This is a genomic window from Campylobacter sp. BCW_6873 (assembly GCF_001762365.1).
GTDB lineage: Bacteria > Campylobacterota > Campylobacteria > Campylobacterales > Campylobacteraceae > Campylobacter_D > Campylobacter_D jejuni.
In genome coordinates this window covers 1-1,856 of the sequence record NZ_MJWS01000100.1, presented here as the reverse complement: position 1 = coordinate 1,856, position 1,856 = coordinate 1, and the positions used below count along the sequence as shown (strand labels likewise).

At 27.4% G+C, this 1,856-nt stretch carries 1 protein-coding gene; it reads right to left on the bottom strand.

Features of this window, described 5'->3' with window-relative positions; translation table 11 throughout:
- Positions 1 to 99: 99 nt before the first annotated feature.
- A complete protein-coding gene (locus AJ932_RS08480; RefSeq protein WP_070289030.1) occupies positions 100 to 1,632 on the bottom strand; it encodes a DUF6402 family protein in 1,533 nt (510 codons plus the stop codon).
- Between the last annotated feature and the right edge of the window lie 224 nt (positions 1,633 to 1,856).

Genomic DNA, 1,856 nt, shown 5'->3' with positions numbered 1-1,856 from the left:
AAGAACACTTAAAGTTGTAAGATAAAATTTTATATTAGTAAAAGCAAGAATAAATCCAAATAAACCCCAAAAAATAGAAAATGTAATATCTTCTCCCATTTAAACTCCTGTATTATAAAGCACATTATAAGCTTTATCTTTAAAATCAAGCTTAGTGATAAAATCTTTACTATAAAGTCTAAAATCCAAACCATAAGGAGTGAATTTTTGATAGTCTTGATAATCTTGATTGTAAAGATAGTATTGTTTGGTTTTTGGAGATTGCAGAATTCTTTGAGGGCTTATTGAACAATCAATTTTATATCCATCTATTTCCCATTCAAGCCATTCTCTATAAGTTGCCATTTGATATAAAGAACCTTCTATGCTAAAAGTTTTCGTATTAAAATCCCAAGCTCCAACAGGTTGTCCTAGCTTGATAAAATTTCCCTTATCATCAAATTCATGTCCTTGATCTAAAAAATCAAAGCTATCATAAACATAAATAAGCATTTCATCAACGCGGTATGATACCTTTTCTCTATCTCCTTGAATTTCTTTTTTAATGCTTAATTTTGAAGGAACAAAATTAAAAGAAAATTTACCACTACAAGCATAAAGAGATAGATCTTGCATGAGTTCATCATAAGTTTGCTCTAAAGTCTCATATGTATTATAAGTAAGTCCAAATGGCGATGTCGCAAAAATAAATTTATCAAGTCTAGCATAAGAAAAATCTACCTTAAATTTCTCTGCAATATTTATACCTAAATTTTGCCAAATTTGTCTGAAAAACTCATCATCACCCATACCTATATATTGACAATTTAAAGTATCAAGCTCATAGGGCTTACAGTGTAAAATGCGTTTATAATCTTTTGAAATTTCATCATTTTCTTTAATGATGATATAAGATTCTTCATTTTTATCGCTTCGATTTTCTTTTATATCGATAGCAAAATCAAATTTATATTCTCCTTGAGGCAAATTTTTTAATATCAAAATATTATGAGTTTTTCTTAAAATTTTTTCTATTTGCTTTGTAAAATTTTGAGTGTATATGTCTTCTTTTGTATGAAATTTTTTACTTAGTCTTTTTATTATAGGAAAATGAGAATAAAACTTATCCCAATCTAGCGTAGTGTAAAATTTAATAGAACGCCTTTCTTCTCTTACTTCATTTGTTTTATTATCTATATGGCGAGAAAAACGCTCTGAATTTTGCCTTAGTCTTTTCATCTCTTGGGTTTGTGTGTTGTTTGGATAAGGGGTATAATGTAAAATAAGGGGTTCTATACCTTTACTTTGTAAGAAATTTTGTATTTCTTTTAGTCTTTGTTCTGCTTGGGGATTATTAGGCTTATTTTGTTTTACGGGGAGATGATAATTTTGTATTGTATCTATCTTAGGGCTATTTTGCCACAATACTTGAAGTTGATAACTAACAGCCCAACCTAGTGTTGCTATTTCATTATTGCTTTTTTGATAGTATTTAAATTCATTATAACAACACTCTAATTCTGTAGGTAAAACTGTTTCATCATATTGCAAAGTGCTAAAATTTATATTATTAATATAAATTTGGCTCTTTAAAGTTTCTTCATTAATATGTCCTACTGGAACAATGTTTTCCCAAAAAAGTTCTTCATCCATTATTTCATCCTATTGTTTTTATATTTTTTAGAAATTCCTTAAGCATGTTCTCATTTAAATTTATAGAATACCTAGTCCAGCACATTCTAGCATATTTATAAAGTTTCATATATTTGGCTTGTTTTCATATATTATTTTATCCTTTATGATTTGCATTTGAATTCATCTTTAGGAGAAAAATAATAACTAGGTGTATCTTGTTTTATAGTATTATCTTGATCTAA